Origin of the sequence: Campylobacter sp. JMF_04 NA10 (assembly GCF_027737655.1) — a bacterium.
Lineage (GTDB): Bacteria > Campylobacterota > Campylobacteria > Campylobacterales > Campylobacteraceae > Campylobacter_B.
This window is the reverse complement of the sequence record NZ_JAOVTZ010000001.1, coordinates 475,390-495,985: the sequence shown is the minus strand read 5'-3', so window position 1 is coordinate 495,985 and position 20,596 is coordinate 475,390. Positions and strand designations below refer to the sequence as shown.

Annotated in this window: 22 protein-coding genes; 8 read left to right on the top strand and 14 right to left on the bottom strand. The window is 41.1% G+C overall.

Annotated features, from left to right (window positions below; translation table 11 throughout):
- Positions 1-10: 10 nt before the first annotated feature.
- The 6 genes from OFO12_RS02590 to OFO12_RS02565 are packed head-to-tail and all read left to right on the top strand — an operon-like array spanning position 11 to position 7,625.
- Positions 11-2,218, top strand: a complete 2,208-nt coding sequence (locus OFO12_RS02590) for an LPS-assembly protein LptD (protein ID WP_270869358.1) — start codon at positions 11-13, stop codon at positions 2,216-2,218.
- Complete coding sequence (locus tag OFO12_RS02585; protein WP_270869357.1) at positions 2,215-2,949, top strand: phosphoribosyltransferase family protein; 735 nt, start codon at positions 2,215-2,217, stop codon at positions 2,947-2,949. The genes OFO12_RS02590 and OFO12_RS02585 overlap by 4 nt, the downstream gene beginning before the upstream one ends.
- The gene (locus tag OFO12_RS02580) at positions 2,933-5,065 is read left to right on the top strand and encodes a polyribonucleotide nucleotidyltransferase (RefSeq protein WP_270869356.1); all 2,133 of its coding nucleotides are present in this window, start codon (positions 2,933-2,935) and stop codon (positions 5,063-5,065) included. The genes OFO12_RS02585 and OFO12_RS02580 overlap by 17 nt, the downstream gene beginning before the upstream one ends.
- A 12-nt stretch (positions 5,066-5,077) precedes the next feature.
- Positions 5,078-5,932: a universal stress protein gene (locus tag OFO12_RS02575; RefSeq protein ID WP_270869355.1), complete on the top strand. Its 855-nt coding sequence runs from the start codon at positions 5,078-5,080 to the stop codon at positions 5,930-5,932.
- 41 nt (positions 5,933-5,973) lie between these two features.
- Positions 5,974-7,137 carry an MFS transporter gene (locus tag OFO12_RS02570; protein WP_270869354.1) on the top strand — a complete coding sequence of 388 codons (1,164 nt, stop codon included), beginning with the start codon at positions 5,974-5,976 and terminating at the stop codon, positions 7,135-7,137.
- The gene (locus OFO12_RS02565) at positions 7,134-7,625 is read left to right on the top strand and encodes a methylated-DNA--[protein]-cysteine S-methyltransferase (RefSeq protein WP_270869353.1); all 492 of its coding nucleotides are present in this window, start codon (positions 7,134-7,136) and stop codon (positions 7,623-7,625) included. The genes OFO12_RS02570 and OFO12_RS02565 overlap by 4 nt, the downstream gene beginning before the upstream one ends.
- A 1-nt stretch (position 7,626) precedes the next feature.
- Here OFO12_RS02565 and OFO12_RS02560 read toward each other — a convergent pair whose 3' ends face one another.
- The 4 genes from OFO12_RS02560 to OFO12_RS02545 form a co-directional block, all read right to left on the bottom strand.
- Positions 7,627-8,022, bottom strand: coding sequence for a cyclophilin-like fold protein (locus tag OFO12_RS02560; protein WP_270869352.1), 396 nt, complete (start codon positions 8,020-8,022; stop codon positions 7,627-7,629).
- Positions 8,023-8,059: 37 nt separating this feature from the next.
- A complete protein-coding gene (locus tag OFO12_RS02555) occupies positions 8,060-8,344 on the bottom strand; it encodes a hypothetical protein (protein WP_270869351.1) in 285 nt (94 codons plus the stop codon).
- A 5-nt stretch (positions 8,345-8,349) separates the two neighbouring features.
- Complete coding sequence (locus tag OFO12_RS02550) at positions 8,350-9,357, bottom strand: aldo/keto reductase (protein WP_270869350.1); 1,008 nt, start codon at positions 9,355-9,357, stop codon at positions 8,350-8,352.
- Between the two features lie 110 nt (positions 9,358-9,467).
- Entirely contained in the window at positions 9,468-10,439 is a 972-nt protein-coding gene (locus OFO12_RS02545) for an aldo/keto reductase (protein ID WP_333720444.1), read from the bottom strand.
- A gap of 255 nt (positions 10,440-10,694) precedes the next feature.
- Between OFO12_RS02545 and OFO12_RS02540 the strand changes: the two genes are divergently transcribed.
- Positions 10,695-11,159 (top strand): hypothetical protein, encoded by a 465-nt coding sequence (locus tag OFO12_RS02540; protein ID WP_270869349.1) that lies wholly within the window; start codon positions 10,695-10,697, stop codon positions 11,157-11,159.
- Between the two features lie 52 nt (positions 11,160-11,211).
- Here OFO12_RS02540 and OFO12_RS02535 read toward each other — a convergent pair whose 3' ends face one another.
- From OFO12_RS02535 to OFO12_RS02490, 10 genes are all read right to left on the bottom strand, one after another.
- Complete coding sequence (locus OFO12_RS02535; RefSeq protein WP_270869348.1) at positions 11,212-12,213, bottom strand: aldo/keto reductase; 1,002 nt, start codon at positions 12,211-12,213, stop codon at positions 11,212-11,214.
- An 11-nt stretch (positions 12,214-12,224) separates the two neighbouring features.
- Positions 12,225-13,211 (bottom strand): alpha/beta hydrolase, encoded by a 987-nt coding sequence (locus OFO12_RS02530; protein ID WP_270869347.1) that lies wholly within the window; start codon positions 13,209-13,211, stop codon positions 12,225-12,227.
- A 39-nt stretch (positions 13,212-13,250) separates the two neighbouring features.
- The gene (locus tag OFO12_RS02525) at positions 13,251-14,540 is read right to left on the bottom strand and encodes an NTP/NDP exchange transporter (RefSeq protein ID WP_270869346.1); all 1,290 of its coding nucleotides are present in this window, start codon (positions 14,538-14,540) and stop codon (positions 13,251-13,253) included.
- Between the two features lie 71 nt (positions 14,541-14,611).
- A complete protein-coding gene (locus tag OFO12_RS02520; protein ID WP_270869345.1) occupies positions 14,612-15,331 on the bottom strand; it encodes an NAD(P)H-dependent oxidoreductase in 720 nt (239 codons plus the stop codon).
- Between the two features lie 34 nt (positions 15,332-15,365).
- On the bottom strand, positions 15,366-15,992 hold the full coding sequence (locus OFO12_RS02515; RefSeq protein ID WP_270869344.1) for a flavodoxin family protein: 627 nt from the start codon (positions 15,990-15,992) through the stop codon (positions 15,366-15,368).
- A gap of 24 nt (positions 15,993-16,016) precedes the next feature.
- A complete protein-coding gene (locus OFO12_RS02510) occupies positions 16,017-16,568 on the bottom strand; it encodes a flavin reductase family protein (protein WP_270869343.1) in 552 nt (183 codons plus the stop codon).
- A gap of 196 nt (positions 16,569-16,764) precedes the next feature.
- Complete coding sequence (locus tag OFO12_RS02505) at positions 16,765-17,874, bottom strand: carboxymuconolactone decarboxylase family protein (protein WP_270869342.1); 1,110 nt, start codon at positions 17,872-17,874, stop codon at positions 16,765-16,767.
- 10 nt (positions 17,875-17,884) lie between these two features.
- Positions 17,885-18,772 carry an aldo/keto reductase gene (locus tag OFO12_RS02500; protein WP_270867911.1) on the bottom strand — a complete coding sequence of 296 codons (888 nt, stop codon included), beginning with the start codon at positions 18,770-18,772 and terminating at the stop codon, positions 17,885-17,887.
- Between the two features lie 87 nt (positions 18,773-18,859).
- A complete protein-coding gene (locus tag OFO12_RS02495; protein WP_270867912.1) occupies positions 18,860-19,318 on the bottom strand; it encodes a hydrogenase maturation protease in 459 nt (152 codons plus the stop codon).
- Positions 19,315-19,656 (bottom strand): formate hydrogenlyase maturation HycH family protein, encoded by a 342-nt coding sequence (locus OFO12_RS02490; protein WP_270867913.1) that lies wholly within the window; start codon positions 19,654-19,656, stop codon positions 19,315-19,317. The genes OFO12_RS02495 and OFO12_RS02490 overlap by 4 nt, the downstream gene beginning before the upstream one ends.
- Before the next feature lie 161 nt (positions 19,657-19,817).
- On the opposite strand from OFO12_RS02490, the gene OFO12_RS02485 reads away from it, so the two are divergent.
- Entirely contained in the window at positions 19,818-20,594 is a 777-nt protein-coding gene (locus OFO12_RS02485; protein ID WP_270867914.1) for a hypothetical protein, read from the top strand.
- The last annotated feature ends 2 nt before the right edge of the window (positions 20,595-20,596 follow it).

Genomic DNA, 20,596 nt, shown 5'->3' with positions numbered 1-20,596 from the left:
TGGTGCATTAGTGGCAAATTTGCTTAACGCAAAGGTGCAAAATGTCGAGTTAATCGCCGATAATGTCGAGCGAAACGGCTTTTTAACCATAGCCAGAGGCAATGTAACTGTGTATTCACAGGACTATTTTCTCACAGCCGATCGCGCCACTTATGATGAAAAAAACGAAATAATCGAGCTTTTTGGCAATGTAAATGCTATGCGTGGGGATAACGAAACCACCAGAGCCGAATACGTTAAAATTGATTTGAAAAACAATACCCAAGAGGGCAAAGCGACCTTTATGATGGATAAAGACGCTGAGCTTTGGATGCAAAATGATGAGAGTTGCAGTGATAGCGAGTATTACCGTGTCAAGGGCTCTGTGATATCTAGCTGTAATGTCAATGATCCAGACTGGAAAATCAAATTTAGCAGTGGCAAGCTAAATAAAGAGAGCAAATTCTTGCACCTTTTCAACCCTAGATTTTATATCGGCGATGTGCCTGTGTTTTATCTGCCGTATTTTGGCGTGCCTACTGATACTACCCGCAGAACCGGTCTCTTGCCACCAGAGGGCGGATATATCGGCGATGAGGGCGTGTATTATAAACAGCCGATTTATTTCGCACCGTATGATAGCTGGGATTTGCAACTAGACCCGCAGGTTCGTTCGCGCCGTGGTTTTGGTGTATATGGGACATTTAGGTTTGCGGATTCGCCGTATTCAAGGGGCGAAATTCGTGGCGGTGTGTTTGATAATTTCACCCGCGCCCAAGAACGCTTAGAGTATAAAAACGAAAAACACCACGGATACGAGATCGAATACGATAGAAGTAAGCTTGTAGGATACCTAATCGACGGAAATTTCAAAGAAAATTTATGGATTGACTTTACGAAATTAAACGACCTTGAATACTATGATTTAAAGAGCAAAGGCGGTGTCGATGAGGACGATAACGCGCTAGTAACTTCTAAGCTAAATTATTATTTGACGACAGATGACCATTATTTCGGGCTTTATGGCAGGTATTATATCGACACTAGCAAGCTCAACCAAGATAGCGTCTTCCAAAACCGCGACACAGTCCAAGAGCTACCGACTGCGCAATATCATAAATTTATCGATGATATCTTTGTGCCAAATTTGCTCTACTCTGTGGATTTAAAGGCGCGAAATTTTACCCGCCAAGAAGGCGTTACCGCGCGCCAATACGAGCTTGATATTCCGCTTAGTTATAGTGATAGATTTTTGGGCGATTATTTGGGACTTAGCGTGAGCGAGCGTGTGTATATGACGCATATAGATTGGAGCGATAAATACTACTATGCAAATGGCGAGCTAGAAGCCGATAAAAGCACATTTTACGCCAATCAATACACCGAATTTTCAGCATTTACGGATTTGGCTAAGGCGTATGAGAGCTTTTATCATACTATGACTTGGAGGGCTGATTTAAGGATTCCTGGCTGGCAAAAGGGCGAGATTGATAAGAGAATTTTAAAATCTCACCAATACGAATACGATGAAAAAAATGGAAATTTACGCAAATCCCGCTTGGCAAGGTTGCAAGATTCGCTGTATTGGGAGGATAATTTCCTTGGCGAGCTTGGCGAAGAATACACACACGAAAATATCGCCCTTGGCATGACGCAGTATTTTTATGATGAAAATGGGCGCAAATTTATCCGCCACTCGGCTAAACAAAGCTATGATTTTGACGATGAAGAGCTGGGAAATTTCGACCATAGATTTGATATTTATTTCGCAAATGGGCTGAATTTAGGCAATCGTTTCAGATACTCGCACAAATACGATAGTTTTAGCAAGGTTCAAACCTACGCAAACTACTCGAATTCTGATTTTAGCGCGAGCATAAGCCATGCTTATACTTACGATCAATTCGGCGACGAAAACGAAAAACGCTACAAAAAAGACAACTACACAATCGCAAATTTAAGCGCGAATTTGCCAGGAAATAACAAAATTTTTGGGCGCTGGGAGTATGATTTGGCTAGGTCGTATTCAAAAATGTGGAGGCTAGGTATCACGCATACGAGAAAGTGCTGGAATTACTCTTTCGTCTATCAAGAAGACATCGAGCCAAAAAACACGAGCAATGCTGATTACACCAAGGCTAAAAAAGAGCATGGATTTTACTTTTTCGTAAATTTCTACCCATTTGGCGGGGTTGGATATGATTTTTCGGTTGATACCGAGTATGGTGAAGCGCAATGATACCAAGAGCGGAATTGATGTTTGAAAACGAAGTAGAAGCAGCCGAAAAGCTAGCTGAAATTCTGCCCTCAAATGCGGTAAAAAACGAAAATTTCCTAATCATAGCCCAGTCGTTATCATCAATTTATTTGGTAAAAAGACTATCTGAAAAGCTAAATTTAAGCTATGAATTTTTATTTACCGAGATGATTTATGCGCCAAATAATCCAGAGTGTGTGATAGCCTGTGTGAGCGAAACGCAAGAGATAGTTTTCATAGATGAACTTGTCAAAAGCTTTGGGATAAGTTTGGATTATATTTACGGGCAGGCTAACCGCAAATATGAGGAAAAAATTTTAAAAAATGTCTATAAATTTCGCAAGGGCGCGCTCTTGCCTGATTTGGCTAGAAAAAATGTAATCTTGGTCGATGAGGGTTGCGAGAGTGGGCTTACGACGATGACATGTATAAAAACCCTAATCAAACTAAATGCAAAGACGATTTTTTATGCTACGCCGGTTATTAGCACTGATAATGCCGAAGAGATAGAAGCCGCGGTAGATGGGCTATACGCTGTGCATAAAATAAAAGATTTTGTAAATGTGGATTTTTATTACAAAGAGAAAAAAGAGGAAAAAGCCGAGGATATTATGCAAATTTTAAATAATTGCGAATTTTACCTACCATTTCACAAAGAAAAAAACATTGATAAAAACGAAAACAAGGAGAGTAACAATGCAGTGCAAGATTGATGTAAATAATCAATTAGAAATTTTTGACATAGACAAGGTCGCAAAACAAGCAGCGGGTGCTGCGCTTATGCGTGTGGGTGATACTGTGGTGCTAGCTACGGTCGCTAGGGAAGATAGACAGGTAGAGGAAGATTTCTTGCCACTAACCGTGCAATATATCGAAAAAATGTATGCTGTGGGAAAAATCCCTGGCGGATATATCAAAAGAGAGACCAAGCCGGGCGATTTTGAGACGCTAACTAGCCGTATTATAGATCGCTCACTTCGCCCACTTTTTCCAAAAGGATATGCCTATCCTACCCAAATTGTAGTTTATGTCCTTTCGGCAGATCCTGAGGTGGATTTGCAGGTCGTGAGCCTAAATGCGGCAAGTGTGGCGCTATATCTAAGCGATATTCCTATGAAAGCCCCTGTTTGCGGTGTCAGAGTAGGCCAAATAGACGGAGAGTTCGTGCTAAATCCGTCAAATTCAGCTCTTAAAAAATCAGCCCTTGATCTGTATGTAGCTGGCGTGGGCGATGAGCTTTTGATGATTGAGATGCGCTCGCTCCCTCAAATCGTAGATGGCGTCCAAAGCATGAACGAACTACCAGAGGATTTGACAGCCCAGGCGATAAATTTCGCTGCTAAGGCTATCGAAGAGGGCTCGCGCAAATACGAGGAAGCATTTTTAGCGCTTAAAAAACCAGACGCAAATTTAGAGTATAAACCAGAAATCGAAGATGAAAATATCGCCAAATATATCGACGAAAACTACAAAGACGCCGTAAAAGAGGCGATTAATCAAATGGCAAAAAGCGAGCGCGCAACCGAGCTAAATAAAATCGTAGATAAAATTTTAACCGATGAAATCGCGGTGCAAAACGAGTGGCAAAAAGATGTAGTAACAAATGTCATTGGCAAATACAAACGCCAAATCATACGCACTCAAATCATCGAAGAGCGTCGTAGAGCCGACGGACGCGCGCTAAATGAGGTGCGCCCAATTAGCATTGAGACAAACATTTTGCCACGCGCGCACGGCTCATGCCTCTTTACCCGTGGTCAAACACAGGCTTTGGTGGTGGCAACTCTGGGTGGGGATAGCGACGCTCAGCTTAGCGATAGCCTAACTAGCCCAGAGCCGATAGCTGAGAAATTTATGTTTAATTACAACTTCCCTGGATTTTGCGTAGGCGAAGCAAGCCCGCTAAAAAGTCCAGGTCGCAGGGAGCTAGGACACGGAAATTTGGCAAAACGAGCGATTTTCCCAAGCATTGATATAAATTCGCCTCAATCAATGCGCGTAGTAAGCGAAATTTTAGAGAGCAACGGATCTAGCTCAATGGCCTCAGTATGCGGTGGCGCACTATCGCTTCGCGCAGCTGGTGTAAAAACCATAAAACTAGTCGCAGGTGTCGCAATGGGACTAATCTTTGAGGGCGAAAAACACGCGATTTTGACTGACATTATGGGCTTAGAAGATCACGACGGGGATATGGATTTCAAAGTCGCTGGTAGCAACGACGGAATCACTGCGCTTCAAATGGATATCAAACTTGGTGGAATTAGCCTAGAAGTGCTAAAAGAGGCGCTAGCGCAGGCCAAAGAGGGCAGGGCGCATATATTAAATTTAATGGAGGAAGCAAACGCAAATATCGTAATCAACGAAGCCGTGCTTCCAAAACTCGAAATTTTCAGCGTCGATCCTAGCAAAATCGTCGATATCATCGGTCAAGGCGGAAAAACGATTAAGGAAATTACCGAAAAATTTGGCGTTAGCATTGATTTAGATCGTGAAAAAGGTGAGGTTAAAATCCAAGGCGCGAACAAAGACGGCGTCGATGGCGCAAAAGAGAGAATTCTCTCTATTGTTTCAAATTCGAAAGATTTCCGCAAACCGCGTGGCGATAGAGGCGATAGGCACGAGCGCAAAGAGGTAAAATTTGAAATCGGCGAGGAATTTGACGGCGTAGTGCAAAGCTCGCTAGATTTTGGCACATTTATTTCACTTCGTGACGGCGTAGATGGGCTTTTAAGAGCGAAATTTATCACAACTCCATTTAAACCGGGCGATGTGGTTAGAGTGCGTGTAACAGAGCAAAAAGGTAGTAAAATTTCACTTGAATTAGTGTAAAAAGGAGGCAAAATGGAGCTTAAAAAACTTTTTTTTCCAATTGGTGGCGGCGAAGAGTTAGAGGGCAGAATTCGTGGTGCGTTGCTTGTGAATAAATTTTTTGGCACACACATGAATATCATGGCATGCCAGCTAGATCCTAAGATGATTTATAATGTCCGCATGACGCTAAAAGGCGGGGTTTTAATGGACGAGTTTTTGGAGTCGGCAAACGAGGAGATGAAGGCTGAACGCGATGAAATCGGCGCGGTTTTCGAGGCAGAGTGCAAAAAAATCAGTCTTGATATGCACGAAGATGAGAGAGTGGGAAATAGTGCTTGCTTACGCCATTTGGTAGGAATTCGCTCTGAGCTAGTTGAAAAGCACTCTAAATACTGCGATCTTGTCGTGGTCTCAGTGCCCCCAACAGGCACGATTACGGGCACTTTCGAGGCGGCTGTTTCAAAAAGTGGCAAGCCTTGTATCGTAATCCCAAGAGAGCTAAAAAGCTTTAAGGCTGATAAAATTTTGGTCTCTCTTACAGGCACGGCTGCAAGCGCCAGAGCGCTCGATCACTCGCTAGACTTGCTCAAAAAAGCGCAAAATGTCACAATCATCACAGCCAACCACTATCTCCAAGATAGCGCAGAAGAGACTAAGCGCAGAATCACCGAGTATCTAGCGCTGCACGATGTGAAAGTCGATAAATTCGAGCTTTTAAACATTGACGGCAAAATTCCAGGTCAGGTTTTGATAGACTATGCAAACAACGGCGGATACGATTTAATCGTCGCTGGACTTCACTCAAATACTGGAATTAAGGAAATTCTGCTTTCAGGAACGAGCAAATTTTTCTTGCAAAACACGCAAATTCCTGTTTTAATGTAAATTTTATATGGGATTTTCCCATATAAAATCCTAAATTTAAAATGAAAAACAAATTTGTCTATATTTTGGCATTTTCGCATTTGTGCTGTGATATAAATCAAGGCGCACTCGTGGCGATTTTGCCGTTTTTAATCGCCAGCTATCACTACGATTACGCAACCGCTGCAAGCCTAGTCATGGTCTCAAATATCGTTGGTTCGCTAATCCAGCCTATTTTTGGCTCACTAGCTGATAAGAAAAATACTCCCTACATTATCCCGCTAGGTCTTATTTTAGCAGGTGGCGGTATCGCGCTAAGTGGCGTTGCACCCTCATTTGCCCTGCTTTGTGCGGTCGTGATGATTACAGGAATTGGCGTGGCGATGTTTCACCCACAAGCCGCAAGAGCCATAAATAAATGCTCTAATGCGCACAACAAAGCCCAAAATATCGGTATTTTCTCATTTGGCGGGATTTTGGGATTTTCTTTGGGTCCGCTTTTCATGACAGCGATTATTAGTGCATTTGGGCTAAAAGGGACACTGATTTTTATAATTCCGCAAATTTGCGTTAGTATTGTGTATAAAATTTTTTACGCCGAATTTAAAAGACTTGGCGAAATTACACCCAAAACAGCCACAAACACCCAAACTAACGGCGTCGATGACTGGGGCGGATTTTATAAACTCATGGCATTAATCTGTGGGCGTTCTATCATTTTTCACGGATTTAATACATTTTTGGCGCTTTATTTTATCTACGAATTTGACCAAAGCAAGGCTTACGCAAACACGCTATTAAGCGCATATATCGGCGTGAGCGCGATTTTTACCCTTCTTGGTGGCAGATTTGCCGATAAATTCGGCTTTACAAAGATGATAAAAATCTCATTTCTTTGCCTTTTGCCGATTATGATAATGCTAGCAAACACGCAAAATTTGGGCTTTGCCGTGGTTTTATTAGCACCGCTTGGCATTTTTCTAGCACTTTCTTATAGCCCGATTATCGCGCTTGGGCAAGGATATTTACCAAACCGCGTTGGGCTTGCTTCTGGCGTTACATTTGGGCTGACCGTTAGCATTGGCGGGATTTTTGCGCCGATTTTGGGGCTGATTGCCGATAAATTTGGGCTAGGGTATGTTTTATACACGCTTTGCGGGGTTTGCGTTTTGCCACTAATCATGGCGTTTTTCTTGCCAAATTTAGAAAAAAGGCAAAGCTTATGAAATATTTTTGGCGTTATAGCTCACCGCTTGGTGAAATTTTTATGTTAAGCGATGGAGCAAATTTAACAGCGCTTAAATTTGGCAAATTTGGCGATTTTGGCGCAGAATTTAAAGAGCAAAATTTGCAAATTTTTGGGGATACCTGCGCGTGGTTGGACATCTATTTTAGCGGAAATTTACCAAATTTCACACCTAAAATTTCACTAATTGGCAGCGATTTTCAGCTTGAAATTTGGCAAATTTTAATGCAAATTCCTTTTGGAGCAACCACGACTTACGGCGATATTGCGCACGAAATCTCACTAAAAAGACAAATCCCAAAAATGTCCGCCAGAGCCGTAGGCAGGGCAGTGGGAGCAAATCCAATCGCGATAATTATCCCATGCCACCGAGTTATCGGCAGTGGCGGCAAACTCACAGGCTACGCATACGGACTGGATAAAAAAGAGTTTTTGCTAAATTTAGAAAATGCGAAATTTAGGGCTTAATTTAATCCGCTTTTTGGATTAAAACTCTTTCGCATTTTATGATTTCATCAAAACCGCTTTCGAATTTACCGAGATTTATGACGCCTTCGTAGTATGGCTGAGGTTTGTAGTAAAGCACCAAATTTCCCCACGGCGAGAAATAGCCAAGATCTCCAACTTTGCCGTCCGAGCTGGGATCGCCAGCAAAATTTAATCGCACGGGTAAATCCGCGATTTTTTCTCGCCCTGCGTAATCTTTCAAATTTAACTCTAATGGCAAATTTTCATAAAAACTCTTTGCCGCGCTAGTATCGCCCAAAACAGCCACCGCATGGACATTTTCACAACTAAATTTTACTCTCATCTCGCCTCCAAATGCAAAAATTATACTCAAACACAAAAAAATCAGTTTTTTCATAATTTTCCTTTAAAATTTTTGCCTAATTCTGCAAATTTTATTTTAGCAAAATTCCATTAACATTTAGCCACGCCCTTATATCATCGCCGAGAGTCGCACCGCCTGAATAATACAAAGCAAATAAATCACTGCCAACTAGCCAAGCAAGGTATTCGACGATGATTTTTGTATTTAATGTGCGAGTATAATAAACAATCAAAATTTTATGATTTTTAGCAAATTTGCTTAAATTTTCTTTTAAATTTGGGCTTAAATTTGCCACACCAAATACCGCCATAGTGGCAAAAATAGCGGTATTTTTAATAAATTCTCGCTTTTTCATCAAAATTATTTTTTACCCCAGTCTTTCATACCGCCACCTTGAAACTCTTCTATGCCCCTGTGTCCGTGGATTTCGATTTTATCAAGTGTGCTTTGAAGTTCGCTAAATTCGCTCTCGCTTAATTCCACGCTCCAAGCACCTAAATTTTCTAAAATTCTCTCTTTATTTTTTGAGCCCGGAATCGGCACGACATTTGGATATTTGTGCAACATCCACGCTAAGGCGATTTGTGCAGGAGTTGCGTTTTTTCGTTTGGCAAATTCACTCACAAGCTCCACTAACGGAGCGTTTTTTTGCATATTTTCCTTTGACAACTGCGGGATAAATTTCCTAACATCATCGCTATGCGAAAAATCGCTTTTAGCGTTTAATTTGCCCGAAAGCAGACCGCTAGCTGTTGGCGAAAACGGCACCAAGCCGATATTGTTAGCTAAGCAGTATGGCAAAACTTCGCTTTCGCAATCTCGCTCGACCATGTTATAAAGATTTTGCACGGCTGAAACAGGCGTGATTTCGTGTGCTTTTTGGATAGTGTTTTTAGCAACTTGTGAAAGTCCCCAGCCACGAATTAATTTCTCATCAATCAATTTTCCCATAGCCTCAGCTACGATTTCTACGGGGATTTCAGGATTTATGCGGTGTAAATAATACAAATCAACATAATCAGTTTGCAGATTTTCAAGCGATTTTTCTAAATGCTTTTTGATAACCGCATACGCCGAGCCTTCGGCTGAAATTTCAGATTTCTCAAACATTAGTTTTGTAGCCAAAACCACGCTATTTCTAAATTCTTTTACGGCTTTTCCTAAAATTTGCTCGTTGTGTCCGTAGTGGTAGAGTTGTGCACCATAAACTTCGGAAGTATCGAAAAACGAACAACCAAATTCAAAAGCGGTTCTAATGGCTTCTATACTATAATCTTCGCTTGGAATTTGTCCGTATCCGTGCGAAAAGCCCATACAACCAATGCCGATTGGTGAAACTTCTATGTTGCCTAGTTTTCTTGTTTTCATCTTTTTTTCCTTTAAATTTTCGTTTGCGTTTAGTAAATTTACGCCAAATTTGCAACTATGCCTAAAATCGGCGAATTTTTCAAAAAATTTCTTCGTTGCATAAAAGCCCATTAATCAGGCAATTTCCAGCCGTTTAATCGCTCTACGGTCGTAGGGTCGTTGTGATAAACTTCGCTAAAAAGGGATTTTTGCTCGTCCATTGCGGCGATTGTTTGCATATCGTTTGTGCTAAGTTCGAAGTCAAAAACGCTGAAATTCTCTATCATACGCTCTTTGCGAGTGGTTTTTGGTATGACGATAATGTCAAGCTGGATAAGATAGCGCAAAATCGTTTGAGCCACGCTTTTTCCATATTTCTCGCCGATTTTTTTGAGAATAGGATTATTAAACATATCGTTTCTACCCTCGCCAAAACTCGCCCAGCTTTGCACCGCAACGCCATATTTTTTGGCGATTTCGCGGTCAAATTTACGCTGATGAAATGGATTTAGCTCGATTTGATTAACGGCGGGTTTGATTTCGTTATTTAGGGCGAAATCCACTAAGCGATCAGGGTAAAAATTGCTAACGCCGATTGATTTTATGTGTCCTTCGTTTTTTAGCTTACTCATCGCGCGCCACGCTCCGTAAATGTCGTTATATGGCTGGTGGAGCAAAAGCAAATCAAGATAATCTAAATTTAACTTTTTCATACTAGCTTCAAAACTGCGTAAAACGCCACTTTCTGTCGCGTTGCTAACCCAAATTTTGGTTGTGATAAAAAACTCTTCTCGCTTAATCCCGCCATTTATTGCCGAATTTACCGCCGCTCCCACGCCAAGCTCATTTTGATATGCCTGAGCCGTGTCGATAGAGCGGTATCCCACGCTAATGGCGTCTTCAACGCACCTTTGGGTGTCGTTTTGTGGGATTTGATACACGCCGTATCCTAAAATAGGCATTTTGTTGCCGTCATTTAAAGTGATAAATTTCATAGCTTCTCCTTTTAAATTTTGCGAATTCGCGTTTAAATTTAACGCACCGCCAAACATTGCCACACTACCTAAGATTGCAGAATTTTTTAAAAATTCCCTTCTTTGCATAAAAATCCTTTTTGGCAAATTTGATGAAATTTTAGCAAATTTGAGAGCAAATTTCATAGAACAATACTCCAAATTCCTTGCCTAATCCTGCAAATTTTAATTGTTTTAAAAATTTATCTTAAATTTTATATAATTTTGAAATTAAATTCATAAAAATAGATATAAAAAAGGTTTATAATGTGGTTAAATTTGCGTAAATTTTTTGGATTTTTGGCACTTTTGCTATGTTTGATTTCATTTTTTTATGCCGTTTTTATGCAACTGAGTGGTAATTTTTTTGCGATTTTATACTACCCGATAAGCGCTATTTTCTTCCTTTTTTCTTTGTATTTTTATTTTAAATTAGAAGAAAAGAGCAAAAAGCAAATGATTGGCTTTGTTTTGATTTTTATTTTCATTGTGTTACCTTTTGTTGGTGTGAAATTTTATGATTACGCTTTTAAAGAACCAAGCTATTTGGTGGGTGAAATAATTTTGGCTAAAAAAATCTCGAATTCAGACGGAAATATCACAAAATATCTAAAACCACAAGTTATACAAACCATAAAATCACAAAATTTAGATTATCTAAAATCACAAGGTTTTAGCGTAAATTCACAAAGTGAACGCACAAGTGCATTTTTTAAAGGCGTTGTCAAAAGACGGAATTTTGCAATATCAATAATAATTGAAAATGACAAAGTGGAAGTCCTAGCGTTTAGCGGATACAATGCGTTATGAATTTACTTAGGCAAAATCGCCCAAGCAAATTCCTTGCCTAATTCTGCAAATTTTACTTTCGCTCGATTCGCTCTGGTCCGCCTTTGTTGATAGCGCCTACCACTTTGTGTGGGACATATAGCTCTTCGAGATATTTGATCTCACTCTCATCAAGGCTGATTTCAAGGGCTTTTACCCAGTCGTCTAAATGCTCTGTTTTAATTGCTCCAAGCACAGGGCTATCCACGCCCTTAGCAAAGTGCCAAGACAAAGCGATTTGCGCCATATTTACGCCACGATTTTTTGCTATTTCATCAATCCTAGCGATGATTTTTAAGTCGCTTTCTTTAAATTCGTCGTATTTTACGCGTAAGACTTTATCTTCATTTACGCGTTTTGAATACCCGTCCCACGAAGTGTGAGCTAGATGACCGCCAGCTAGCGGACTATACGGCGCGATACTTGTGCCAAACTGCCTACACACGGGGATTAAATCTCGCTCATCTTCCCTATAAATCAGGCTATAATGGTTTTGCATAACGCTAAATTTGGTCAAATTTTCACGCTCGGCGCATAGTTGCATGTTAAAAAACTGATAACCATACATCGCGCTGGCACCTAGCGCACGGACTTTTCCGGCTTTTACTAACTCATGCAAAGCACTCATAGTCTCATAAATTTCGTGGTCGTAGTCGAAGCGATGTATCATATACACATCGACATAGTCCATATTTAGGCGTTTTAGTGAGCCTTCGATTTCACGCATGATTGCCGTTTTGCTTAGTTTGCCTTCGTTGAAAAATACCTTAGTTTCGATGACGACATCTTCTCTTTTGACGCCTAAATTTCGAAGCGCCTTGCCTAGATAAATCTCAGAATCGCCGTTGGTATAGACATTTGCAGTATCAAAATAATTTATACCAAGCTCTAACGCCCTTGCGACGACCTTTTCGCAGGTTTTCTCATCAGCGTCAGTCCAAGTAAGAAAGTTTGGGTTTGGTCTGCCAAAACCCATACAACCAAGGCAAATTTGCGAAATTTTAATGTCAGTTTGCCCTAAATTTGTGTATTTCATAATCTCTCCTTTTAATATCTGTTTATAAAATCTTTGATTTCGATAAATGAGCTCTCGCTCTCCCAAAGCTCTGGCATCACAAGCGCGAAATCGTGCGGCATACCGCTATACACGCTCAGGCTAAATTCGCCGTTAGCTTTGGCTAGTCTGCGCGCTAGTTCGACGCCATCATCGGCTAATAGTTCGTATGCGCCCACTTGAATTAGCATTGGCGGCAAGTCGCTCAAATCGGCGTATAATGGCGAAAGGCGCGGATCTTTTAAATCGAAATTTTTAGCATAGCTTGGCGGAGTGATGATTTCTTTGTAGAGAAATTTGTTTCTCTCACCCAAAACAGCGTCTTTTTTGGCGTTGTCTTTTTTGGAAGCCAAAGCCATGCTCATATCCGTCCATGGTGAGATTAGCACCATAAGGCGGGGTTGGGCGACATTTTTTTCTTTTAGATACAGGCTTAATGCAAGGGCTAAATTTCCACCGGCACTATCGCCGATGATTGCGATATTTTCGGGCTTCACGCCACTATTTAGCAGATATTCATACGCGCTAAACGCATCTTCAAGCGCGGCAGGATATGTAAATTTAGGCGCAAGGCGGTAATTTAGCATATAAATTTCCTTCGCGCCCGTAACCGAAGCGTGTTTTAGGGCGAAATTTCGGTATCTATCGTGCAATCCACCCACATAACCGCCGCCGTGGAGTTGCAATATGGTTAAATTTGAGTTTGATTTCAAATTTGCTAATTTTTCGATTTTTAGCTCACCGCTCATAATCTCGCTGTGCTCCCAACCGCTAGGCGCACTAAATGGCGCAGGTTTTGGCGCGTTTTTATCAGGGTTAAAAAATTTATCCATTTGCGCTGCCATATACTCTTGCTTCGCGCTATTTTCGAATTTCAGCCCCGAATTTTGGGGAGTTGTTTCGTGTTTGGCGCACCCGGTTAGGCTTAGTGCCACAGCCACGCTCACACAAAAAAGTGAAAATTTATTTAAATTTTTCATATTTTTCCTTTTATTAAATTTTGCCTAATTCTGCAAATTTTATTTTAATTTCTCATATTTTTTACTTAAATTCAGACCCAAAATTCCCCATACAAACGAAATTATTGCGCCTAAAATCAAAACTCCACTCACGCCAAATTTAGCTAGTGCTACGCTCTCTACTTGCGATGAGAGCGCGTCTCCGCCACGATAAACGACCGTGTCAAGGAAGTTTTTGACCTTGTATTTGCTCTCGCTATCAAGCGGGACAAAAAGCATTTCGCGTGCTGGTTTCACAAGGGCGTATTCGCCGATTCTGCGTAGGCTCATCACAAGCGCAATGCCCCAAAATGCCGGGTGCGTGAAACCAAGCAGGATAAATCCGAGCGCAATCACAAATCCAAGCAGAGCCAAAAGCCACTTTATGCCAAAAAATTTAGCGATTTTTGCCGTTAGGAAAATTTGTATAAAAAAACTAGCGCTTTGCACGATGAGATCGATGTTTGCAAAGGCTGCGGCTCTGGCTTCGCGGGTTTCGAAAACCGCTCGGACAATCCTAGCTTGTTCCATGTATAAAAATGTGCTAACACTTGTTAGCAACAAAACAAAGCCTACAAAAGATAGCAAATAGGGCGATTTAGCGATGATTTTAAAGCCATCAAGCGGGTTTTTGCTAGGTAGAGGCGAGGCGAATTTTTGTGTGAAATTTGCCTTTTCACTCTCGTTTTGGAGCAAATTTAACCCCTCTTTTATGATTAAGTTTTTCAAAATCAAGGCAAAAAGTAGCAAAAACGCCGATAAAAATATGAAATTTTGTGTCGAAACTTCTCGCAAAAAGCTAACCAAACCAGCCCCCGTAATCCCGCCCAAACTCGCTCCCGCGCTGATTATGCCAAACATTGATTTGCTCATCTCTTTGCTAAAAACATCAGCCAAAACGCTCCAAGCCGAGCTTATGACAAAGAGATTAAAAACGCTAACCCAAATGTAAAAAACCCTGCAAAGTGTGGCAAATGCGGGGCTCTGGGCGCCAATAAATCTCATGGCTATGAAAAAGCCTAGCAAATTTAGGGCAAAAAATATAAAAATTGCGTCGGTGTAGAGTTTGCGCCTAATAGCCCCGCTTAGCCACATAGCCACAAACGAACAAACAATCGTGGCGACAAAAGTGCCTAAAAATAGCCATTTTAGCTCATCGCTTCCGCCATGGATCCCCAGTGCGTCGCGAATCGGACGCAAAAGTGCATACGAGCAAAAAAGCGAAAAAATAAAAAACGCGCTGTAAAGCAAAAGCTTAATTTCCTCGCGCCTTATCTCAAAAAGCAAGTCAAATTTATCTTTAAATTTCATTTTGATATTTTGCCTAATTTTGCAAATTTTGGCATTATAAACGCGCCAAAACTGCGCTAAATTTCATAAATTTACCCAAAAATCTTTTGCAAATGCGCCTTGTGATCGCTCACATATTTTTCAACTTGCGGATTTTTGATGACATCGTTGCACATAAATGTAGGAAAGCCCGTCATTCCCACGAATTCCATTGTTTTGTGCAGGTGCATATACACAGCCTCCACGCCCGCTCCGCCGAAAAATTCGTCCTTATCCTCAAACGCGTCAAGCGGGGCGTTCCATGTTACGCTAAACATATACTTTTTATCTGTGAGTTTGCCGCCCTTGCCGTAGTCTTTGGTAGGATTAGTGCGGTGTCTGCCGTCGTTTCCGCCCGTTTTCATAGTGATTTCCATAAATACTTCATCGATATATTTTTTCACTATCCACGGCTCGCCCATCCACCACGCAGGTATTTGCCAAATCACACAATCGCTTTCTAAAATTTTATCGCACTCGACTTTTTGCTCATATCCATTGTCGATTTTTTTGATTTCTACGCTTTTGCCTAGGGTTTCAAGCGTCTGTTTTGCTGTCTCGCACAAAAGCTTGCTAAGCTCGCCCTTGCTCCCCCAAAATTCCTTTGAGCCGTCTATTATGTAGATTTTTTTCATATTTTTTCCTTCACCTTTATCCCAAATTTTCAAATTTGCGAAATTTACTCCGTTTTCTTGTGCGCCCAAATTTGTCGCTCCAAGGGCTACCGCAGAGCCCGCAACTGCTGAATTTTTCAAAAATTCTCTGCGTTTCATAATCACTCCTTAAATTTATAAATTTTACCCAAACCTATCTAATAAAATGCGTAAGGGTTATAGGCTCGTATTTTGGCAATTCTAAGCCGTTTTGCATGGCTAAATTTTTACATTTGATAAACCAAGCGATATTTTTGGCTAGCGTTCGCATTGTCTGCATACCTTCTGCGTCATTTGGCAGATCCTCTGGCACCAAGCCATGGACTTCGTTCCAGTATTGCGAACCAGCTACAAACATATTTGAGATTGTAAAAAATTTATTTAGCCTATCAAAAGTCGCACTAGCCCCGCCACGCCTAGCTATGACGACACTGGCTCCTACCTTACAGGCTAGATTTTTTTGACCAGCTACGAAAAACAGCCTTGTCAAAAACGCTTGAATTCTAGCTGTGGGTCCAGCGTAATAAACAGGGCTTCCGGCTACGATGCCGTCAAATTCATCAAGTCTAGCAGCTATTTGATTTACCACATCATCTATTGAACAAAGCCCGGTTTTTTGGCATTTATAGCATGATATACAATCATTTATCGCCTTTTTGCCAAGGTATAAAATTTCGCTTTGAATGCCGTTATTTTCGAGCTCTTTTGCGATTTCGCTAAGAGCCAAATTTGTGCTTCCGTTTTTGTTCGGACTGCCGTTTATGAGTAAAACTTTTGACATATTTTTCCTTATTTATTTTAAATTTCACACGCCTTTGCCGTCAAGATAAAATTTTTTCCCTGCAACATAATGAAGCGTTTTTAGCTCATCGCCAACTTCATCAAAATGCCAGTGGCTGCCGTCAAAAACCCTATCGTCGCCATAAGCTGCCACAACCTGTCCGATAAAAAGATCATACGCCTGCTCGTTGTGAGACTCTGGGATAACCTTGCAGATTATCCACGCAGCGCAACCTGCGACTAGTGGAACTTTAAAATCGCCTTGATAAAACAGCTCCACGCCGTCCATTTTATGCGGGTTGTCGAAGCGAGAATTGTTTTCATCGCCCAAATTTAAAAGCAGATCTTTTTGCGTGGCAACGGGGATTTGTACGGCAAAATATCCGCTTTTTTCGATAAGAGTGCGTGTAAATGAGCCATTGTGCGGCACTATCGTAACTTTGTCGTAATCAAGCGGACACGCCCAAGTAACCGCCATAGCGTTTTTTACGCCCTCAAATTCAGCCGAGACTATCGTCGTAGCACCGTGGTTTAAAATGTGGTAAGATTTTTGAATATCGACATTAATAATTGCCATTTTTTGCTCCTTTGACGGCTTGTCTTTTGAGTGCTTTTTTGCGATTGTTCGCAGTTGCTTCCTTGCGACGCACGATAAAGTGCGTCTCAGTCGCAACTGCTCCAAAACACAAAAAATCATCTCAAAATACTTCGCCTTAGATTTTTTTTATTTTCATGATTGCGAGAATTTGCAAAGCAAATCCAGCACTATAAATTTATCTTAGCTTTCCATACTGCTCGTCGCTTACTGGTTCTAGCCACTCGTTGCTAGTTTCCACGCCCTCGACTTCTACGGCGATATGTGCAAACCAGCTATCCTTTGCCGCGCCGTGCCAGTGTTTGACGCCAGCTGGTATATTTATGACATCTCCTGGTTTCATTTCGATCGCTTCCTTGCCCCATTCTTGGTAGTATCCGCGACCTGCTGTGGCGATTAGGATTTGACCGCCGCCGCTTTTGGCGTGGTGGATATGCCAGTTGTTGCGGCAGCTTGGCTCAAAGACCACATTATACATTTTGACTTGTTCGGTTGAGACGGCGTTTAGGTAGCTGTTTCCGCTGAAATACTTCGCATACGCGCTGTTTAGTTCGCCCACGCCAAATGGGCTAATTTTGGCGAATTCGTCCTTGCTCATGGCGCTAGGATCGCCAAATTTAGCCGAATTTGAAATTTTTAAAATTTCATTTATTTGCGCATCGCTAACGCCGTTTAGTTTAGCGATTTTTATGTGAGCGTCCCTTTGTGGCTCGGTGCCACTCATCGCCGCTAATGCTGCAACCGTGATGATCTCGCGCTCCTTCCACGAAAAAATTTCGCTCGCAAAAATATCGCCAAATAAATGCGCCTTCAAATAATAATCCACATCTGCGCTAAGTGCGCTTAAATCGACTTTTGAGCCCACTAAATCGGTTTGTGTTTTAGAGCCAATTTCTAGGCTATTTAAATTTTTCTCTATGATTTTATTTTCCGTGCCTTGCGTGGTTTTTGCGCCAGATTTTTCGCGCTCTTTAAGCGAAACGCTTAAAACACCAAGTCCATTTAGGGCTTTTGGAAAGCCACAATACGCATAAAGTTGCGCCATTGTATCCTTGATTTCGGCTACGCTCATGCCATTATCAAGGGCAAAATTTACGGCGTTTTTTAACTCGGTCAAATTCGAACTAGCCAAAAACGCTGAAATTTTGGTTAAATTTAGCTCTTTTTGGTTTAAATTTTTGATTTCGTTTTGTGAAATCTGCATATTTCCTCCCGTTTCATTTGCCATACAAACCCCGCAAAATAGCGAAGTTAGAGCTAGTGTTAAGATTGATTTTTTAAAAAACATACTCTCTCCTTTAAAATTTTTCAAGATTTGCGATTTTTTTCATATCATCATCGCTTAAATTAAAATCAAAAATGCTGATATTTTCGATCATACGGGACTTTGTCGCAGTTTTTGGGATAGTGATGATATTTCTTTGGATTTGCCAACGCAAAATCACCTGCGCCGCGGTTTTGCCGTATTTCTCGCCGATTTTTTGAAGCGTTTCATTTTTCAAAATTTTAGAACTACCTGAGCCAAAAGGCGAATAGGCCTGAGTGGCGACACCAAGCTTATCAAGCCCGTTTTGCGCACGAATTTGCTGTTTGAAAGGGTGAAGCTCGATTTGATTAAGCACAGGTTTTATGCTAAATTCATCGCAAAGCTCTCGCACTAAATCCACGCTAAAATTGCTAACGCCGATTGATTTTACCAATCCTTGCTCCACTAGCTCACAAAACCCAGCCCAAATGCCCTTAATATCGCCATAAGGAGCGTGGATTAGATATAAATCGATATAATCAAATTTAAGCGCATCTAGGCTTTCATAAACTGCCCTTTTTGCACCCTCTTTGCCCACATTTGCGCCCCATTGAAGCTTTGAAGTTACGAAAATTTCATATCGTTTTATGCCACTATTTCGCACAGCTTCGCCTACGATATCTTCGTTGCGATAATACTGCGCCGAGTCAATGTGGCGATAGCCCACTTCTAGGGCATTTTCTATGGCTCTAAGCCCGTCTTTGCCACGAATATCCCAAGTGCCATAGCCCAAAATTGGGATTTTCACGCCGTTGTTTAACTCATAATTTGGAACTAAATTTTGCATTTTTGCCCCCTTGTTTGCAAAAAGCGAATTTGCGCTCACAATCACGCCTGCGCCAAAAATTACAGAATTTTTCAAAAAACTTCGTCTTTGCATAAAATTTCCTTGAAAATTTTAAAATTTCGCAGAAATTTTACCAAATTTGGGGTGGAATTTGGTAGAACAATCCTCCAAATCCCTTGCCTAATCCTGCAAATTTTTGTCTAATTCTTTGATTTTTTCGATTGCAAGAAGTGCGCCAGTTTTGGCTGTTTGCGAGAGCGCGGAGGAAAATTCGCCCAAATTTAGCAAATCAACCTTAATGCCTAAAAATAGTATTTTTGGGATAAATTCGCGCAGGTATTTGATCCACACGCACGCTGGGATATTGTGCGCGCTGTAAAAATAACTCACATCATCGCTTAAATCCACGAATTCGCACTCAAATTTGGCGTTTTCGTCCATTATCACGCCGATTGCATCGACAGCGACTAAGATTTCTGGCGCGTAAGCTCTGATTTTGGAAAATTCATTTTCTGGCATGTCCCCGCCAAAAAACACCTCCCAGTCAGGAAGCTCACGCATGGCGATTTTACCGACTTCTATGCCAACGCCGTCATCGCCACGAAGCTCGTTTCCTACGCACAAAATCGCTTTTTTCATCTAAAAACTTTCCTAAGCGTTAAATAACCCTCATCTAAATTCTTTAAAAATTCACCCAAAGCCGAATTTTTAAGGCTTTGCAAAAGTTTTATGGCGTGTTCTGGGAAAATTTCGATTTCATTTATCGTAGCGATATTTCCTAGCTTAAATTTCGCGTATTCATCGCCCGCGCTTAGTATCTCTTCCCACTCATTTTCGCTAAATTCGCAAATCTTCTCACTAAAATCAATCGTGCCAACCCCATGCCCAAGGCTCGTAAAAATGGTGATATCCCTAAATTTCGGCGCACGCTCCGGCTCATCTACATGGCGTTTTGTCAGCTTCCAAACCTCTATCATAATCCTGCCTTAAATTTGAAATTTTGCGAAATTATACAGATAAATTCTTAATTATTAAAATTTAAAAAAATCCAAAATTTTGCCCTTTATTTGCTATAAAAGTAGTATAATCTTTCACTTAAAAGCAAAAGGCTTTTAGGACAAATTTTAAGGAGGGCGGTATGAAGGTTGTAAGTATTGTTGTAGTAGATGGCAGTGTCGTAAATGAATCTGATTTGATTACAAGTATTGCGTCGTATGATGATTTTAGCGCGATTAGCGCAGAGCTTCGAAAAGCCCTGAAAAAAAATTATATTAACAAGTCGCAATATACGAAAATTTACAAAAAAATCACCGCGCAAACCGGGTTTTCGCGCGCGAAATTTGACTATACTCCATACGCGAAAGATATCGAGGAGCTGGTAGGAAAAGGATACACGGTCAAAGCGATTTTAGCCCATATCGGCGAGAAGGACGCGGAGTTTAAAAAATCTGTGAGCGCTTCGGGGCTAACGCACTTCATAGCTACGAATTGTAAGGACGAAAAAAACAAAATTCGCGCAATCGCAAAGAGCAAAAACGAGCTTTTGCAAGCGTATAAATTTGAGCTTAAAAAGCTCCATTTTAAGGGCATTTCAGACAAAGATATTTTGCGAGTAATGAGGGAAAAATACCCTGAGGATTTCACCAAAATCACAGAGGCGCAAATCCATGAGTTTATCGAAGCTAACGCCAAACTCGATATGGGGCGCAAAATTTCGCTTCTTAAAAAACCAAGCCTGTATGATGAGCATTTCGACGAGATTATGAGCTTGTATAAAAGTGGCATGAGGGTCTATGATATATGGAAAACACTAAGGCAAAAATACCCAAAACTAGCCAAACTTCAAGCCCCAAGCCTGTATCATTTCATCGGAAATAACGCACTTGGCAAGGCAAAATATATGCAAGAAGGATAGGC

Bases quoted from the DNA above. Each gene is read 5' to 3' on its own strand.
- OFO12_RS02580 (WP_270869356.1), top strand. From the start codon at position 2,933: ATGCAGTGCAAGATTGATGTAAATAATCAATTAGAAATTTTTGACATA.
- OFO12_RS02485 (WP_270867914.1), top strand. From the start codon at position 19,818: ATGAAGGTTGTAAGTATTGTTGTAGTAGATGGCAGTGTCGTAAATGAA.
- OFO12_RS02490 (WP_270867913.1), bottom strand. From the start codon at position 19,656: ATGATAGAGGTTTGGAAGCTGACAAAACGCCATGTAGATGAGCCGGAG.
- OFO12_RS02545 (WP_333720444.1), bottom strand. From the start codon at position 10,439: ATGCAAAGAAGGGAATTTTTAAAAAATTCTGCAATCTTAGGTAGTGTG.
- OFO12_RS02565 (WP_270869353.1), top strand. From the start codon at position 7,134: ATGAAATATTTTTGGCGTTATAGCTCACCGCTTGGTGAAATTTTTATG.
- OFO12_RS02510 (WP_270869343.1), bottom strand. From the start codon at position 16,568: ATGGCAATTATTAATGTCGATATTCAAAAATCTTACCACATTTTAAAC.
- OFO12_RS02575 (WP_270869355.1), top strand. From the start codon at position 5,078: ATGGAGCTTAAAAAACTTTTTTTTCCAATTGGTGGCGGCGAAGAGTTA.
- OFO12_RS02505 (WP_270869342.1), bottom strand. From the start codon at position 17,874: ATGTTTTTTAAAAAATCAATCTTAACACTAGCTCTAACTTCGCTATTT.
- OFO12_RS02540 (WP_270869349.1), top strand. From the start codon at position 10,695: ATGCAACTGAGTGGTAATTTTTTTGCGATTTTATACTACCCGATAAGC.
- OFO12_RS02500 (WP_270867911.1), bottom strand. From the start codon at position 18,772: ATGCAAAGACGAAGTTTTTTGAAAAATTCTGTAATTTTTGGCGCAGGC.
- OFO12_RS02555 (WP_270869351.1), bottom strand. From the start codon at position 8,344: ATGAAAAAGCGAGAATTTATTAAAAATACCGCTATTTTTGCCACTATG.
- OFO12_RS02550 (WP_270869350.1), bottom strand. From the start codon at position 9,357: ATGAAAACAAGAAAACTAGGCAACATAGAAGTTTCACCAATCGGCATT.
- OFO12_RS02570 (WP_270869354.1), top strand. From the start codon at position 5,974: ATGAAAAACAAATTTGTCTATATTTTGGCATTTTCGCATTTGTGCTGT.
- OFO12_RS02535 (WP_270869348.1), bottom strand. From the start codon at position 12,213: ATGAAATACACAAATTTAGGGCAAACTGACATTAAAATTTCGCAAATT.
- OFO12_RS02560 (WP_270869352.1), bottom strand. From the start codon at position 8,022: ATGAAAAAACTGATTTTTTTGTGTTTGAGTATAATTTTTGCATTTGGA.
- OFO12_RS02515 (WP_270869344.1), bottom strand. From the start codon at position 15,992: ATGTCAAAAGTTTTACTCATAAACGGCAGTCCGAACAAAAACGGAAGC.
- OFO12_RS02585 (WP_270869357.1), top strand. From the start codon at position 2,215: ATGATACCAAGAGCGGAATTGATGTTTGAAAACGAAGTAGAAGCAGCC.
- OFO12_RS02520 (WP_270869345.1), bottom strand. From the start codon at position 15,331: ATGAAACGCAGAGAATTTTTGAAAAATTCAGCAGTTGCGGGCTCTGCG.
- OFO12_RS02525 (WP_270869346.1), bottom strand. From the start codon at position 14,540: ATGAAATTTAAAGATAAATTTGACTTGCTTTTTGAGATAAGGCGCGAG.
- OFO12_RS02495 (WP_270867912.1), bottom strand. From the start codon at position 19,318: ATGAAAAAAGCGATTTTGTGCGTAGGAAACGAGCTTCGTGGCGATGAC.
- OFO12_RS02530 (WP_270869347.1), bottom strand. From the start codon at position 13,211: ATGAAAAATTTAAATAAATTTTCACTTTTTTGTGTGAGCGTGGCTGTG.